General features: G+C 61.5%; 15 protein-coding genes and 1 tRNA gene. 7 read left to right on the forward strand and 9 right to left on the reverse strand.

Annotation, left to right across the window (positions count from 1 at the left end; genetic code table 11):
- The first annotated feature begins 5 nt into the window (after window positions 1-5).
- A complete protein-coding gene (locus EFB14_RS18490; protein WP_126827808.1) occupies window positions 6-1928 on the forward strand; it encodes a glycoside hydrolase family 127 protein in 1923 nt (640 codons plus the stop codon).
- 23 nt (window positions 1929-1951) lie between these two features.
- Window positions 1952-3025: an ABC transporter ATP-binding protein gene (locus EFB14_RS18495; protein WP_183604879.1), complete on the forward strand. Its 1074-nt coding sequence runs from the start codon at window positions 1952-1954 to the stop codon at window positions 3023-3025.
- Window positions 3026-3045: 20 nt separating this feature from the next.
- Here the strand turns inward: EFB14_RS18495 and dxr are convergent, their stop codons facing one another.
- Window positions 3046-4236: a 1-deoxy-D-xylulose-5-phosphate reductoisomerase gene (dxr, locus tag EFB14_RS18500; RefSeq protein ID WP_126827812.1), complete on the reverse strand. Its 1191-nt coding sequence runs from the start codon at window positions 4234-4236 to the stop codon at window positions 3046-3048.
- Between the two features lie 380 nt (window positions 4237-4616).
- On the opposite strand from dxr, the gene EFB14_RS18505 reads away from it, so the two are divergent.
- Both EFB14_RS18505 and EFB14_RS18510 read left to right on the forward strand, forming a co-directional pair.
- Complete coding sequence (locus tag EFB14_RS18505; RefSeq protein WP_126827814.1) at window positions 4617-5267, forward strand: hypothetical protein; 651 nt, start codon at window positions 4617-4619, stop codon at window positions 5265-5267.
- A 111-nt stretch (window positions 5268-5378) separates the two neighbouring features.
- Complete coding sequence (locus tag EFB14_RS18510; protein WP_126827816.1) at window positions 5379-5669, forward strand: BON domain-containing protein; 291 nt, start codon at window positions 5379-5381, stop codon at window positions 5667-5669.
- A gap of 45 nt (window positions 5670-5714) precedes the next feature.
- Here EFB14_RS18510 and EFB14_RS32950 read toward each other — a convergent pair whose 3' ends face one another.
- On the reverse strand, window positions 5715-5867 hold the full coding sequence (locus tag EFB14_RS32950; RefSeq protein WP_164737547.1) for a hypothetical protein: 153 nt from the start codon (window positions 5865-5867) through the stop codon (window positions 5715-5717).
- A gap of 116 nt (window positions 5868-5983) precedes the next feature.
- Window positions 5984-6253 carry a hypothetical protein gene (locus EFB14_RS18515; RefSeq protein WP_125849525.1) on the reverse strand — a complete coding sequence of 90 codons (270 nt, stop codon included), beginning with the start codon at window positions 6251-6253 and terminating at the stop codon, window positions 5984-5986.
- Between the two features lie 146 nt (window positions 6254-6399).
- Between EFB14_RS18515 and EFB14_RS18520 the strand changes: the two genes are divergently transcribed.
- Entirely contained in the window at window positions 6400-6915 is a 516-nt protein-coding gene (locus EFB14_RS18520; protein ID WP_126827818.1) for a DUF2937 family protein, read from the forward strand.
- A gap of 169 nt (window positions 6916-7084) precedes the next feature.
- Here the strand turns inward: EFB14_RS18520 and EFB14_RS18525 are convergent, their stop codons facing one another.
- The 3 genes from EFB14_RS18525 to EFB14_RS18535 form a co-directional block, all read right to left on the reverse strand.
- Complete coding sequence (locus tag EFB14_RS18525; RefSeq protein WP_126827820.1) at window positions 7085-7348, reverse strand: DUF982 domain-containing protein; 264 nt, start codon at window positions 7346-7348, stop codon at window positions 7085-7087.
- A 254-nt stretch (window positions 7349-7602) separates the two neighbouring features.
- Window positions 7603-7679 (reverse strand) — tRNA-Arg (locus EFB14_RS18530).
- Between the two features lie 54 nt (window positions 7680-7733).
- A complete protein-coding gene (locus EFB14_RS18535) occupies window positions 7734-8897 on the reverse strand; it encodes a M20 aminoacylase family protein (protein WP_126827822.1) in 1164 nt (387 codons plus the stop codon).
- 156 nt (window positions 8898-9053) lie between these two features.
- Between EFB14_RS18535 and EFB14_RS18540 the strand changes: the two genes are divergently transcribed.
- Both EFB14_RS18540 and EFB14_RS18545 read left to right on the forward strand, forming a co-directional pair.
- A complete protein-coding gene (locus EFB14_RS18540; protein ID WP_126827825.1) occupies window positions 9054-10190 on the forward strand; it encodes a D-alanyl-D-alanine carboxypeptidase family protein in 1137 nt (378 codons plus the stop codon).
- 11 nt (window positions 10191-10201) lie between these two features.
- Window positions 10202-11347, forward strand: a complete 1146-nt coding sequence (locus EFB14_RS18545) for a CobW family GTP-binding protein (RefSeq protein ID WP_126827827.1) — start codon at window positions 10202-10204, stop codon at window positions 11345-11347.
- Here EFB14_RS18545 and EFB14_RS18550 read toward each other — a convergent pair.
- The 3 genes from EFB14_RS18550 to EFB14_RS18560 all read right to left on the reverse strand — a co-directional run bounded on the left by EFB14_RS18550 (window position 11344) and on the right by EFB14_RS18560 (window position 13953).
- Complete coding sequence (locus EFB14_RS18550; protein ID WP_126827829.1) at window positions 11344-11568, reverse strand: sulfurtransferase TusA family protein; 225 nt, start codon at window positions 11566-11568, stop codon at window positions 11344-11346. The genes EFB14_RS18545 and EFB14_RS18550 overlap by 4 nt on opposite strands.
- A 5-nt stretch (window positions 11569-11573) precedes the next feature.
- Window positions 11574-12800: a L,D-transpeptidase family protein gene (locus tag EFB14_RS18555; protein ID WP_126827831.1), complete on the reverse strand. Its 1227-nt coding sequence runs from the start codon at window positions 12798-12800 to the stop codon at window positions 11574-11576.
- A gap of 199 nt (window positions 12801-12999) precedes the next feature.
- Entirely contained in the window at window positions 13000-13953 is a 954-nt protein-coding gene (locus EFB14_RS18560) for an acetyl-CoA carboxylase carboxyltransferase subunit alpha (protein WP_125849509.1), read from the reverse strand.
- Window positions 13954-14005 lie beyond the last annotated feature (52 nt).

Raw genomic sequence — 14005 nt, forward strand, 5'->3', positions numbered from 1 at the left:
GCCCCATGACCAAGCCAAGCAATGACCGCCAATTCCGCCCCGTCGCCGTTCCCGATGTGGAACTCGGCGGATTTTGGGGCAAATGGCAGGATGCCGTCTGCAATTCCACCGCCGAGACCCTGCTCGACCGCTGCGTCGAAGCCGGCATGCTGAAGGCGATCGACGTCAGCCAGCCGAGCCCCGGCGTCGTCATTCCCGTTCAGCCTTGGGGCGGGACGACGCAGATGTTCTGGGATTCCGATCTCGGCAAATCGATCGAGACGATCGCCTATTCGCTCTATCGCCGGCCCAATCCGAAGCTGGAGGCGCGCGCCGACGAGATCATCGACAGGTATGAGAGAATGCAGGACAAGGACGGCTATCTGAACGCCTGGTTCCAGCGCGTGGAGCCGAGCCGCCGCTGGACCAACCTGCGCGACCATCACGAGCTCTACTGCGCCGGCCATTTGATGGAGGCCGCCGTCGCCTACTACCAGGCGACCGGCAAGCGCAAGCTGCTCGACATCATGTGCCGCTATGCCGATTACATGATCAGGATTTTCGGCCATGGCGAAGGCCAGATCCCGGGCTATTGCGGCCATGAGGAAGTTGAACTCGCGCTGGTCAAGCTCGCCCGCGTCACCGGCGAGAAGAAATATCTCGAACTGTCGAAATTCTTCATCGATGAACGCGGCACCGAGCCGCATTTCTTCACGGCGGAGGCCGCGCGCGATGGCCGCGCGCTTTCCGAGTACCATCAGAAGACCTACGAATATTCGCAGGCGCACCAGCCTGTGCGCGAGCAGACAAAGGTCGTCGGTCATGCGGTGCGCGCCATGTATCTCTATTCCGGCATGGCCGATATCGCCACCGAATATAAGGACGACAGCCTAACGGCGGCGCTGGAAACGCTCTGGGACGATCTGACGACCAAGCAGATGTACATAACCGGCGGCATCGGTCCGGCGGCCTCCAATGAGGGCTTCACCGATTATTATGACCTGCCCAACGCCACAGCCTATGCGGAAACCTGCGCTTCCGTCGGCCTGGTTTTCTGGGCAAGCCGCATGCTCGGGCGCGGGCCGGACCGGCGCTATGCCGATATCATGGAGCAGGCGCTCTACAACGGCGCGCTGCCGGGCCTTTCCACCGACGGCAAGACCTTCTTCTACGACAATCCGCTCGAAAGCGCCGGCAAGCACCACAGGTGGAAATGGCACCATTGCCCCTGCTGCCCGCCCAACATTGCCCGCCTGGTGACGTCGATCGGCTCATACATGTACGCCGTTGCCGACGATGAGATCGCCGTGCATCTCTATGGCGAAAGCACCGCCCGGCTGAAGCTTGCCAACGGCGCTGAGGTGGAGCTGGAGCAGACCACCAACTATCCTTGGGATGGTGCCATCGCATTCACGACCAAACTGGAAAAGCCGGCGAAATTCGCACTGTCGCTGCGCATTCCGGACTGGGCGGAGGGCGTAACCCTCAGCGTCAACGGGGAAATGCTCGATCTCAGCGCTCATGTCCGTGACGGATATGCGAGGATCGATCGTGCGTGGGCGGACGGCGACCGTGTCGCCCTCTATTTGCCGCTGGCGCTTCGCCCGCAATATGCCAATCCGAAAGTGCGCCAGGATGCCGGCCGCGTCGCGTTGATGCGCGGCCCGCTCGTCTATTGTCTGGAAACGACGGACAATGGCGAAGACCTCAATGCCATCATTTTGCCCCGCGAGCTGCCGACGGCCGAAACCACCGTGCTGAAGGACCTCAACGATGCCGTCGCACTCGATCTCAAGGTCGAGCGCGAGGAAACGTCGAACTGGGGCACATCGCTCTACCGCAAGGCACCGGCCGAAAGGCAGGTCGCCACGGCGCGTTTCGTACCCTATCATCTTTGGGACAACCGCGCGCCCGGAGAGATGCTCGTCTGGGTCCAGTCGGACAGATAGGCCGTTTGGGGATGACGAACGATATGGTCAACAAGAGCGTCGTGCTCCAGGACGTGCGAAAAAGCTATGGCAGTCTGCCGGTGGTCCACGGGATCGACCTGACGATTGCGGAAGGTGAATTCGTCGTCTTCGTCGGCCCGTCCGGCTGCGGAAAGTCGACGCTGCTTCGCATGATCGCTGGCCTCGAGGACGTGACCGACGGAGAGATCGAGATCAAGGGACGCCTCGTCACCGATCTCGATCCGTCCGAGCGTGGCATCGCCATGGTCTTCCAGTCCTACGCGCTCTACCCGCATATGAGCGTGCGTGACAACCTGGCCTTCGGATTGAAGATGGCGCGTACGAGTGCGGCTGACATCGAGGCGCGGGTCAAGGCCGCTTCGGCGATCCTGAAGATCGATCATCTTCTCGACCGGCGGCCGGGCCAGCTCTCGGGCGGTCAGCGTCAGCGTGTGGCAATCGGCCGGGCGATCGTGCGCAAGCCTGACGTGTTCCTGTTCGACGAGCCGCTGTCCAATCTCGATGCGGAACTGCGTGTTTCCATGCGCATCGAGATCGCCCGCCTTCACCGCGAACTCGGCAACACGATGATCTATGTCACCCACGACCAGACGGAGGCGATGACGCTCGCCGACAAGATTGTCGTGCTGCGCGACGGACGTGTCGAGCAGGCAGGAACGCCGCGGGAAATCTACGAGGATCCCGCCAATACTTTCGTGGCGGGCTTCATCGGCTCGCCCCGGATGAACCTGCTCAACGCCTGCTGGGGCGAGAGAGGCCTGGTCGAGGTCGCCGGCGCCCGGATCGCAAGCGGCCTGTCGCCGGCAGACAGGCCGGCCGGAGCGGCGGTGACGCTTGGGTTGCGGCCGGAGCATCTGAAGGTGGCAGCCGGCCAGTCGGGCGGCCTGACGGCGACCGTAGATTTCTCCGAGTATCTCGGGGGAACGCAATATCTCTATTGCCAGCTTGCCGACGGTCAGTCGCTCACGGTCGAGCATCGTTCGCCGGTCAGCATCACGGCAGGCGAAGAGGTCAGCCTGTTGTTCGATCCATCGGATTGCAGATTGTTCGATGAAGGCGGCAAGCGGTTGCGGTAATCGCCGCACGCCATGGACCTTCAGCCGGCGGCATCCAGCCTCATCAGCTCGGCAGCCCTTTGCCGGGCCTGCCTGTCGGCGGCGAAGACATCGTCCATGCCTTCAGCCGGCGGCAGGCCGGCCAGATCGTCCATGACCCTTTCGGTGATGTCGGCCATGGCGAGGAAGGATAGCCGCCTCTCGATGAAGGCTTCGAGCGCCACTTCCTTGGCGCCGTTCAGAACCGCGCCCTGAACGCCGCCGCGCGTCATTGCAAGCCGTGCGAGCCGCAATGCCGGAAACCGCCGCTCGTCCGGCGCCTCGAAATCCAGCCGCGCGAGCTTGGCGAAATCCAGTCGTTCGACCGGCAGGTTCGGCCGGCGCGGAAAGGAGAGCGCATAACCGATGGCGGTGCGCATATCGGGCGCGCCGAGCTGCGCCAGCACCGAACCGTCTGTATAGCCGACCATGGAATGGATGATCGACTGCGGATGGAAGATGACCTCGATCTGTTCGGGTTTCAGCCCGAAGAGGTGCCGCGCTTCGATCATCTCGAGCGCCTTGTTGAACATCGAGGCGCTGTCGATCGAGATCTTCAATCCCATCGACCAGTTCGGATGGGCGCGCGCGGTTTCCACCGTCACGCCAGCCATTTCCTCCAGAGAGGCGGTGCGGAAGGGACCGCCTGATGCCGTCAGAATGACACGCTCGATGGCGTGACGCTGGTTTTCCTCCAGCACCTGGAAAATCGCGTTGTGCTCGCTGTCGACGGGAAGCAGCTTGCCGCCGCCTTTGTGGATCGCTTTGATGAAGAGATCGCCTGCCGAGACCAAGCATTCCTTGTTGGCAAGGGCGATATCGGCGCCGCGGCGGGCGGCGGCAAGCGTCGGCGCAAGACCGGCGGTGCCGACGATTGCCGCCATCACCCAGTCGGCTTCGCGCTCAGCCGCTTCCATGAGGCCGGACTTTCCCGATGCGACGGCGATGCCGCTGCCGGAAAGTTCGCTCTTCAGCGCTTCGTAATGCCGGTCGCTCGCCGTCACCGCCATCCCAGCGCCAAAGGATTTGGCCTGACGGGCGAGCAGCTCGACGTTGCCGTTGCCTGTCAGTACGGAGATTTCGAAGCTCTCCCGTCCGCCCAGATGTTCGACGACATTGAGTGTATTGCGGCCGATCGAGCCGGTCGAACCGAAGATGCTGAGGCGCCGCGGCGCGGTGTTGCCGGTCATCATATGGAATTTCGCGAAATATTTCTCTCGTCGGCTCAGGCTCTACAAGGGTTTGGAGGGGGCGGCAAGTGTGCGGTGCAGCAGATTTCAACCCCTAAGGGGTTTACAGAGCGCGGGCTGGATGTGATCCTAATGACATTCCTGAAGGATTCGAGATCCTGTCGCGGCCATTCGCGGCCGTAGGGATATTCGCCGGCGCTGCGGCGTCCGTTGAAGAACAGGCACGTCAGTGCCGCAGGCCTTCGGCCAAACATTACATCGAGGATGAAACCGGGATCGACGGCTTGGCCGCTATCCCGCCCGTCTGCGCTGCGAGCGCTTTCCCATTGGCCGTCGCGCCGGTTTCGGCCGCTGCTCGTGTCAGGTCAGAACGATCGGATCTCATGACGATATTCAAAACAGCATGCATTGTACTTGCCATCCTGCCTTCGGTTGCGGCAGCCGCAAAGGCGGACGACCTGTTGATCTGGTCGCCGGCCAAGCTTTCCGAGCGATCCTACAAGGCGACGATGGGATTTCGCCTGCCGGCGGAATGGGAAACGAGCGCCGGCGCCGATATCGGCCTTGCCTCGACCAAAGGCGGCGCGCTGCTGCCCGATTCCGGACAGATGATGCTCTGGGGCAGGATCAGCAAGACGACCGTCACCCCGGCTGGCCAATCACAGCTGGGGGCGAGGGTCAGCGTCGATACGCTGCGCGGCAGCAGTGCGCTGACGCTCAGCCGCTCGCGCAGCTGGATCCTGTCGGACTCGCTCGACATGCAATCGAGCCGGTCCATCAGTGTCCAATATGACGCGGTGGAGGCGCGGCAGGCTTCGGTGACCGCGTCGCAGGCGCTGAAACTCATCCATCCCTGGACGGGAACTTCGCTTTCGGCGGGGACAGGCATCAGCAATGCCGGCGGCGACTTCTCGAGCACGGTGGCGGTCAGCCAGGCCATCCTGCCGAACCTCAATCTCGATGCGTCGGTGAACAATCCGTTTTCGGGAGGCGAGGCCGGCAGCGTCAATCTCCGCTATCGCGTGCAGTGGTAGCGGCGCTGAAACCAAATCCCTGCTGGCGGCGTTCCCTTCCCGAGCACATCGCGGTCTTTCAGATCGCTGCACAGTTTTGCACGACTTGCAGGTTTCACGGAGGAATGGACCATGGTTTTCAAAGAGCAGACATTTCATGGGCTCGAGCCTGAAATAGACGCGGAAATCGCCAATCGCGCATCGGTCGAGGCTGCCGTTGCCAATGCGCTGGCGATTGCCGGCGGGATCGATGCGTCGGATGTCGAGGTGACGATGGACGAGGGCCGGATCGTGCTGACCGGCACCGTCGGCACGGTCGGCGAAATCGAACGGGCAACCGTGGTCGCCAGGGCCGTCGAAGGCGTGCAATCGGTGCAGAACCGGATTCTGCTTGGCGGACCCGGGGTTGGCGACATGCATTGACCGCTGGAGCGCGGGTCCGGAAAATGCGAACGGAATGCGCGCTCATCAACCGGCGAAGCGCTCGACCAGGAAGGACGAGCCCGCCAGGCGATCCGTCTTCCCCGTGGCAACCGGCCCCTGCGGGTGATACGCGATGACAAGCAGCAGGGCGCTGACGGCAACATAGGCGATCGCCAAAAGAGTCATCTTGGTGCGCATGATGAATACTCCTGTTTCGCGATAAACGCGGCTGATACTGCGAAGTTCCTCATGGCGAAATCAGACGGAAAGCCCGGCCGGGAAGAACCGGTCGAGCCTTTCATACATGGGCTGCCTTATCGGCAGATCCGGGTTTCCTTGATGATCGTATGGCCGTGTCGGTAGATCCTTTCCGTCTTGGTGAAGCAATCCTCGGAGACGCGGCGGGTCATCATATGATGACGGTAATAAGGGCGGTGGCGATAATAGGGACGTTCCGAATCGCCGTAGTCGCCGTAGTAGGGACGCGCGTTATCCGTGGTGATGGTCAGGCTTGCCGCCTGGGACGGCATTGCGGAAAAGACGGACGCGGCTGCGAGCGTGCAGGCAAGGATGATCTGTTTCATGACGAACCTCTCTTTCCGAGTTGATCATAGTTTTAACCCGCCGGAAGCGTTGTCGGTTCAATCACATAGCGTTACCGATTGTATCGAAGGGGAAACCTTTGCCACGCCGGCTCGTTAGCGCAGATGGACAGCCGGAGGCATCGATCATGGGACCGATTGCAAGAATAGTCGCCATCGTCGCCGGGCTTGCCGGCGGCACGGTCTTTTCGCAGGCGCCGGAATTTGCGCAGCAATACCGCCAGCGGATCGGCGGCGCGATCGACGAGCTGCGGGTCATCGTCGAGGATTTCAGCGAGCAGGCCGCCGCGCACCATCTCGACCGCCATCAGGCGCTGAACGCCTATGCGCTATCATCCGACGATTTCCTGCGCGACCGTGGCGTCTCTATGCGGAGTACGATTAAGCGCTATGAAACGCTGCTGTCGCAGCAACTGAACCTCGGCACCGCTGCACCCGTCGCCAAACCCTTCGTGCTGCTGCGGGACGCGGATCAGGGCGTTCTCGCCAACACCTGGCGTGATTTTGTGCCCGGCGTTCCGGTAAGCTTTGCGGGTCTTGTCTGGGGAGCGATTGGTTTTATCGGTGGCTGGGTTATCGCGGCGCTGCTGGGATTGGGGGTGCGGCGGACCGTGAGGACACAGAGGGTCCACCGTCAGCCGTGAGCCAAGCTGCGAACGCAGGCCTGGCCGGGCGGGGGCGCATAAATGATTGCGGGTATTCGATGGAGAATGCAAACCCGGTGGCGGCCGAGCGTCTAACTCTCGGATCTGAGGGGACGCCAGCGGCCCGTACCTGAAGGTAACGAGTGCTGCCGCAGATGAGCAAAAGCCGTCAGTGGAGAACAGTGATAGCCGTAACGCCAGCCTCGTCTGCAGCGCGAATAATCGCTGCTCTGAGTTGCTCTGGGTCGGTGTTGCCCTTCACTACATCAAGACAGATTTCGATCGCTGCAAGAAACTCCTCTCCGTCATCGGAGGGGAACTCCTTTATGAGCATGTTGGCAGCCCCAATGGCCGTCCTGACGGAAAATAGCCTGTCTGGATCCTTAAACAGAAGGATCACAGGAGCAAATTCGATCGAGGTGTCCCATTCCATTACACAATACTCCAGATGGGATAGTGTAATCTTAACGGTGCAAGAGACGTGCCAATGCACGCGATGGTTCGCATTTGCCGCAATGCTTGGCGGTTTGGCTTATCTCTCTATCTGTGAAGCGCCAGCGACCTGAAGCAGTCCGTCGGCATCCTGGCTGACGCTACCCCGTTGAAACGTTTGGAAATCAAGGGAAGCATCGGCAACATATTTGCGACATGGAACGCGAATTTAAATCAACTAACTTATTGAAAAAATGGTGATCCCGACGCGATTCGAACGCGTGACCCCCAGATTAGGAATCTGGTGCTCTATCCTGCTGAGCTACGGGACCACTTGCATGCCATGCATACAAAAGGCTTGGCGCGAAGCCAAGCCTTAATTGTTGTCAGAGGCCGAGGCGCTGTTCGGCGAGGCGGACCCAGTAGGAGATGCCGTGGGCGATGGCGTCGTCGTTGAAGTCGTAGGCCGGGTTGTGGAGGCCGGCGCTGTCGCCGTTGCCGATGAAGATGAAGGCGCCGGGGCGGGCGTTCAGCATATAGGAGAAATCCTCGCCGCCCATCATCGGATCGATCTCGGGATTGACGTTGCCTTCGCCGGCAATGGCGCTGGCAACGGCGACCGCATGCTCGGTCTCATCGGGGTGATTGACGGTGACGGGATAATTGCGGTGGAAGCTGATCTCGGCCTCGGCGCCGTGGGCGGCGACCAGTCCTTCGACGATCTGCCGGAACCGGGTTTCGGCCATCGTGCGTATCTCGGGGTCGAGGGTGCGGACCGTGCCGGCGAAGGTCGCATCGTTCGGAATGACGTTATGGGCGAAACCGGCATTGAACTTGGTCACGGAGACAACGACCGAGCGCAGAGGATCGGTTGTGCGCGAAGCGATCATCTGCAGGTTCGCAACGATCTGCGCGCCGATGGCGATCGGGTCGATCGTCCGGTGCGGCTGGGCGGCGTGGCCGCCGCGGCCCTTGATGGTGACGGTGAATTCGTCGGTCGCCGCCATGATCGCACCCTTGCGGATGGCGAACTGTCCCACAGGCAGGCCCGGCAGGTTGTGCATGCCGTAGACCTCTTCGATGCCGAAGCGCTCCATCATGCCGTCCATGACCATCAGGTTACCGCCGCCGCCGCCTTCTTCGGCGGGCTGGAAGATGACGGCGACATTGCCGTTGAAATTGCGGGTTTCGGCGAGGTATTTCGCAGCACCGAGCAGCATGGCGGTGTGGCCGTCATGGCCGCAGGCATGCATCTTGCCGGGCGTCTTCGACGCCCAGGGTTTGCCGGTGATCTCCGTCAGCGGCAGGGCGTCCATGTCGGCGCGCAGGCCGATCGTGCGGCCGCCTTCGCCCTTGCCCTTGATCAGGCCGACGACGCCGGTGCGGCCGATGCCGGTGACGATGTCGTCGACGCCGAATTCCTTGAGTTTTTCAGCGACGAAAGCGGCCGTGTTTTCCACAGCGAAGAGGAGTTCGGGCCGCGCGTGAATATGGCGGCGCCATTCGGCGACTTCGTCCTGCAGTTCGGCGGCTCTGTTCAAAATCGGCATATTGGCGTTCCTGTTATGAAATCCCGGCAATCGTTCATCGCTTCACAAGGGTGTGAAGCTGTGCAAATTACTTCGTCAATGACCTTTGCCATGTCATAGCCATATAGGCTAGATAGATGAAGCTTTCGAGATTTCCTGATATCTGAAGGATGAGCCGTGTCGACGAGCCACTTTGGTTTATTTGCCGCCTCCTTGCGGCAGCTTAGCTTCATAGTTGCCGCGACTGCCGGTTTTCTTGCCTCCGTCCCGCTCGCCCAGGCCAATCCGCATATTCTCGTCGACGTGCAGAGCGGCCGGGTGCTGGAGCATGAAGAGGCCTTCCGCAAATGGTATCCGGCCTCGCTCACCAAGCTGATGACCGTCTATACGGTGTTCGATGCGATCCGCGCCGGTCAGATCAGCCTCGACACGCCCATCGTCATGAGCAAGCGCGCCGCCGCGCAGCCGCCCGCCAAGATGTATTTCAAGCCGGGCCAGAAGCTGACGCTCGACAGCGCGCTGAAGATCCTGATGGTAAAATCGGCCAACGACATTGCGGTCGCCGTCGCCGAAGCCGTCGGGGGCACGCAGGAAGCCTTCGTGACGCGGATGAACGGCGAGGCGCTGAAGCTCGGCATGACGGATTCGCATTTCATCAATCCGAACGGCCTGCCCGGCAAGGGACAGTATACCACGGCACGCGACCTTGCGGTGCTGACGGTGGCGCTGCGCCGCGATTTTCCGCAATATGCCGGCTATTTCTCGCTGGAGGGCTTCACGACTGGCCAGCAGAACGTGCCGAGCCTCAATATGCTGATCGGCCGGTTCGCCGGTGCCGACGGCATGAAGACCGGTTTCATCTGCGCCTCGGGTTTCAACCAGATCGGCTCGGCAACGCGCAACGGGCGAACGCTCGTCTCCGTCGTGCTCGGCACGGATAGCCTTGCGGCGCGCGCCGATGCGACGGCGAACCTTTTGCAGAAAGGCTTCACCGCCCAACTTCCCGCCAGCGATACGCTGGGTTCGCTGAAACCTTACGGGCAGGGTCGAGACCAGGTCGCCGACATTACCGCCGATATCTGCAGCGCCAAGGGCGCCAAGATACGCAGCGAAACGCGCGACGAGGTCGGCCGCATGAAGGTGCAGTCGCCCTACATCCAGGAAATGGACCACGAGCCGCAATTCGTCTTTGCCGGCCTCATTCCGGGCCAGGATCAACAGCCGGCTCCGCAGCCGGAAAAAGTGGCGGGCGGCGATGCGGCGGGAACGATCGCCAACGTGCCGGTGCCGCTGCCGCGCCCGACAACTTTCTAAGGTAAATCGACATGAGCGCGCTCAACGACAGGATTCCGGTCACCATCCTGACCGGCTTTCTCGGCGCCGGAAAATCGACGCTGCTCAACCGTATCCTTAGAGATGCCGTCATGAAGGATGCGGCCGTCATCATCAACGAGTTCGGCGATGTCGGCATCGACCATCTCCTGGTCGAAAGCTCCGGCGATTCGATCATCGAGCTGTCGGATGGATGCCTCTGCTGCACCGTGCGCGGCGAACTTGTGGATACGTTGGCGAACCTGATGGATGCCGTGCAGACGGGCCGCGTCAAGCCGGTGAAGCGCGTCGTCATCGAGACGACGGGCCTTGCCGATCCCGCGCCCGTGATGCAGGCGATCATGGGAAATCCTGTTATCGCCCAGAATTTCGAGCTCGACGGTGTCGTGACCGTCGTCGATGCGGTGAACGGGCTGCAAACGCTCGACAATCACGAGGAAGCGCGCAAGCAGGCGGCGGTCGCCGACCGGCTGATCATCTCCAAAAAGTCGATGACCGAGCAAGCGGATGCCTTAGAAAAGCGCCTCAGGGCGCTCAATCCGCGCGCCGCGATGATGGATGCCGACAGCGCCGAGGCGGGGAGTGCCGCGGTGCTGGTGAACGGGCTCTACGATCCCACGACGAAGATCGCCGATGTCGGCCGCTGGCTCCAGGACGAGGATGCACACGAGGCGCATCATCACCACGATCACAATCACAATCATGATCACCATGGCCATCATCACGGTCACGCGGATCAGGACCCGCACGACGTCAACCGTCACGATGCCTCGATCCGGTCCTTCTCCATCGTCGAGGAGAAGCCAATTGATCCGATGGCGCTCGACATGTTCATCGATCTCCTGCGTTCGGCCCATGGCGAGAAGCTGCTGAGGATGAAGGCGATCGTTTCCGTCTCCGACCGGCTGGATCGGCCGCTGGTGCTGCACGGCGTCCAGAGCATCTTCCATCCGCCGGTGCGGCTTCCCGCCTGGCCGGGGGAAGACCGGCGCACGCGCATGGTGCTGATCACCCGGGATCTGCCCGAGGCTTTCGTCAAGGATCTCTTCGACGCCTTTCTCGGCAAACCGCGCATCGACATGCCGGACCGTGCGGCACTGTCCGACAATCCGCTCGCCATTCCCGGACTACGAATTTAGCCTTTGCGGATCAGGAAGCGGTGGCCGGTTTCGGTCTTTTCGGTTTCGATCAATTCGTGGCCGTCCTCATTGCAGAAGTGCGGCATGTCGATCACGGCAAGCGGGTCTGTCGTGTCGACCTGAATGAGCGCACCGCTCGGCATGGCGGCGAGCTTTTTGCGTGTCTTGATCACGGGGAACGGGCATTTCAGGCCGCGAAGATCGTAAAGAACGGGGTTCAAGCCGTTCAGTTCCTCGCCCAGAATTTCCAGAACGGCTTCTTTGCCGCCACTTCCGCCGTCTCCTGCGGTTCGGGCGCGGTAAAGGCCAGCGGGTTCTGCATCGGCACCGGTACGACCGCAGGTACTGCTTCGGCGACCGCCGTTGGCTGCAATGGGGCAGGTGTCGCAGGCGTGGCGCCGGCTGCGGTCTTGGCGGTGAGGCTCTGGGCGGTGCGCTTGGCCATCATGTCTTCGAGTTCTGCGACCTTGACCATGCGTCCCGCTTCGAGCGATGTGCCGGTCGGTGCAAAAGCGAGCTCGCGGCCTTTGCGCAGCTTGGCGACCACGGCCTTGCGCTCGGCTTCTGTGGGATCATACCAGGCCATGCCGTCAAATTTGCTCATCGCCTTGGCATAGTCGGCGTCATAGGTCTTGCCGTAGGAGGCAAGGGCAGCCGTCAGCGCCGGCGGTGTCGACATGGCGGGGCATTTGCCGCCAGCATTAAAGGCGCCGCCATCGGTCGCCTGCTGGTTGAAGACATATTTTTTCTCGCAGACGTTCACCTCGGGCGGGCGCTTCGTCACTTCGAAATTGTCGTAGCCGACCTTCAGCATCTTCCAGAAGTCGTAGTTCTGGTCGAGGCGATGCTTGACCATGTTTTCCGCCGTCATGCGGAAGGGGAAGGCCTGCAACTGCACCGTCGACTGGCCGCCCTTGAAGGCGTCGCGGGCGAAGGCATAGATCTCGAGCACCTGCTGGTCGGTCATCGAATAGCAGCCCGACGACGAGCAGGCGCCATGGATCATCAGATCGGAGCCGGTGCGCCCGTTCACAGCGTCGTAGCGGTTCGGGAAGCCGGTGTTGATCGCCAGATAATATTTCGAGTTGGGGTTCAAGTTGGCGCGCGTCAGTTCGTAGAAGCCTTCCGGCGCCTGCCGGTCGCCGGTCTTGACCTTCGGACCGAGACGGCCGGACCAGGCGCAGATCTTGTAGTCGGCAATCTTGTCGAAACGGTTGTCGGTCTTCGCCTTCCAGATCTCGAGCGCGCCTTCTTCCTTGAAGATGCGGATCATGATCGGCGAATTGCGGTCCATGCCCTTGGCGCTTATGTCGGCGAGGATATGGGCGGGAAGCGGCTGCTCGACCTTGTTCTTGACCGTGGAAAGATCGACCTGCGCGGTTTCCAACGCATCATTGCAGCCGGCCAGAGCCAGCGCCATGAGGGAAACATAGGCAAAATGACGTATGCGCATCCAAACTAGCCCGTAAAGATTATGCTACCCCGGTCCGCCTATCGAGTCAGGGCACGAAGCGGAATCATAAGCGGCTTATACTTCACAAATCCTTACCAGCCTATGACGTGTCAGGAACGCCCCCGCAAGCGCAAATGTCAGAGATAACATCAATGTGGCCAAGGTTTGGCCTTAATCCCCAAGGGCGCCGGTTCTTAACCTAGAGATTGCGGCCCATGTTGAGGAATTTCTGGCGCCGCTCGTTGCGCAACTGCTCGCCCGAGCGCGATGCCATTTCGCCCAGCGCATTGGCGATCACATCGCCGGTTGCCGCTATCACGCTGTCGGGATCGCGATGCGCGCCGCCGAGCGGCTCGGAAATGATGCCGTCGATGACGCCGAGCGATTTCAGGTCCTCGGCAGTGATCTTCATGTTGGTCGCCGCTTCCCGGGCGCGGGTGGAATCGCGCCAGAGGATGGAGGCTGCCCCTTCCGGCGAGATGACGCTGTAGATCGAATGCTCGAGCATATAGACCCGGTTGCCGGTAGCGATCGCAATCGCGCCGCCCGAGCCGCCTTCGCCGATGACGACGGAAACGAGGGGAACCTTGACCCCGAGACACATTTCCGTCGAACGGGCGATCGCCTCGGCCTGGCCGCGCTCTTCGGCGCCGACGCCGGGATAGGCGCCTGCTGTATCCACCAGCGAAATGACGGGCAGGCCGAAACGATCGGCCATTTCAAGGATGCGGATCGCCTTGCGATAACCTTCCGGCCGCGGGCTGCCGAAATTGTGCTTCAGTCTGCTTTTGGTGTCGTTGCCCTTTTCCTGGCCGATGACGGCGACGGGCTGGCCGCGGAAGCGGGCAAGACCCGCCTGGATCGCGGCGTCCTCGGAAAACTTGCGGTCGCCGGCGAGCGGCGTGAATTCCTGAAACAGCGTCTTGGCGTAGTCGACGAAATGCGGGCGCTGCGGATGGCGGGCGACCTGCGTCTTCTGCCAGGGGTTCAGCTTGGAATAGATTTCAACGATCGCCTCACGGACGCGAACCTCCAGCCTGCCGATCTCATCGGTGGTGTCGATACTCTCGTCTTCCGTTGCGAGCTTCTTCAGCTCGATGATCTTGCCTTCGAGGTCGGAGATCGGCTTTTCGAAGTCGAGATAGTTGTGCATGAGGTGCGTTTCCGTTCCTTGTGCCTCGGGGCGTTTTCCTGGCTCCGCCCCT

This window comes from Rhizobium fabae, assembly GCF_003985135.1.
Taxonomy (GTDB): domain Bacteria; phylum Pseudomonadota; class Alphaproteobacteria; order Rhizobiales; family Rhizobiaceae; genus Rhizobium; species Rhizobium pisi.

Coding starts and splice junctions, on each gene's coding strand:
- EFB14_RS18490 (WP_126827808.1), top strand. CDS start 6: ATGACCAAGCCAAGCAATGACCGCCAATTCCGCCCCGTCGCCGTTCCC.
- EFB14_RS18495 (WP_183604879.1), top strand. CDS start 1,952: ATGGTCAACAAGAGCGTCGTGCTCCAGGACGTGCGAAAAAGCTATGGC.
- dxr (WP_126827812.1), bottom strand. CDS start 4,236: ATGATGACCGGCAACACCGCGCCGCGGCGCCTCAGCATCTTCGGTTCG.
- EFB14_RS18505 (WP_126827814.1), top strand. CDS start 4,617: ATGACGATATTCAAAACAGCATGCATTGTACTTGCCATCCTGCCTTCG.
- EFB14_RS18510 (WP_126827816.1), top strand. CDS start 5,379: ATGGTTTTCAAAGAGCAGACATTTCATGGGCTCGAGCCTGAAATAGAC.
- EFB14_RS32950 (WP_164737547.1), bottom strand. CDS start 5,867: ATGCGCACCAAGATGACTCTTTTGGCGATCGCCTATGTTGCCGTCAGC.
- EFB14_RS18515 (WP_125849525.1), bottom strand. CDS start 6,253: ATGAAACAGATCATCCTTGCCTGCACGCTCGCAGCCGCGTCCGTCTTT.
- EFB14_RS18520 (WP_126827818.1), top strand. CDS start 6,400: ATGGGACCGATTGCAAGAATAGTCGCCATCGTCGCCGGGCTTGCCGGC.
- EFB14_RS18525 (WP_126827820.1), bottom strand. CDS start 7,348: ATGGAATGGGACACCTCGATCGAATTTGCTCCTGTGATCCTTCTGTTT.
- EFB14_RS18535 (WP_126827822.1), bottom strand. CDS start 8,897: ATGCCGATTTTGAACAGAGCCGCCGAACTGCAGGACGAAGTCGCCGAA.
- EFB14_RS18545 (WP_126827827.1), top strand. CDS start 10,202: ATGAGCGCGCTCAACGACAGGATTCCGGTCACCATCCTGACCGGCTTT.
- EFB14_RS18555 (WP_126827831.1), bottom strand. CDS start 12,800: ATGCGCATACGTCATTTTGCCTATGTTTCCCTCATGGCGCTGGCTCTG.
- EFB14_RS18560 (WP_125849509.1), bottom strand. CDS start 13,953: ATGCACAACTATCTCGACTTCGAAAAGCCGATCTCCGACCTCGAAGGC.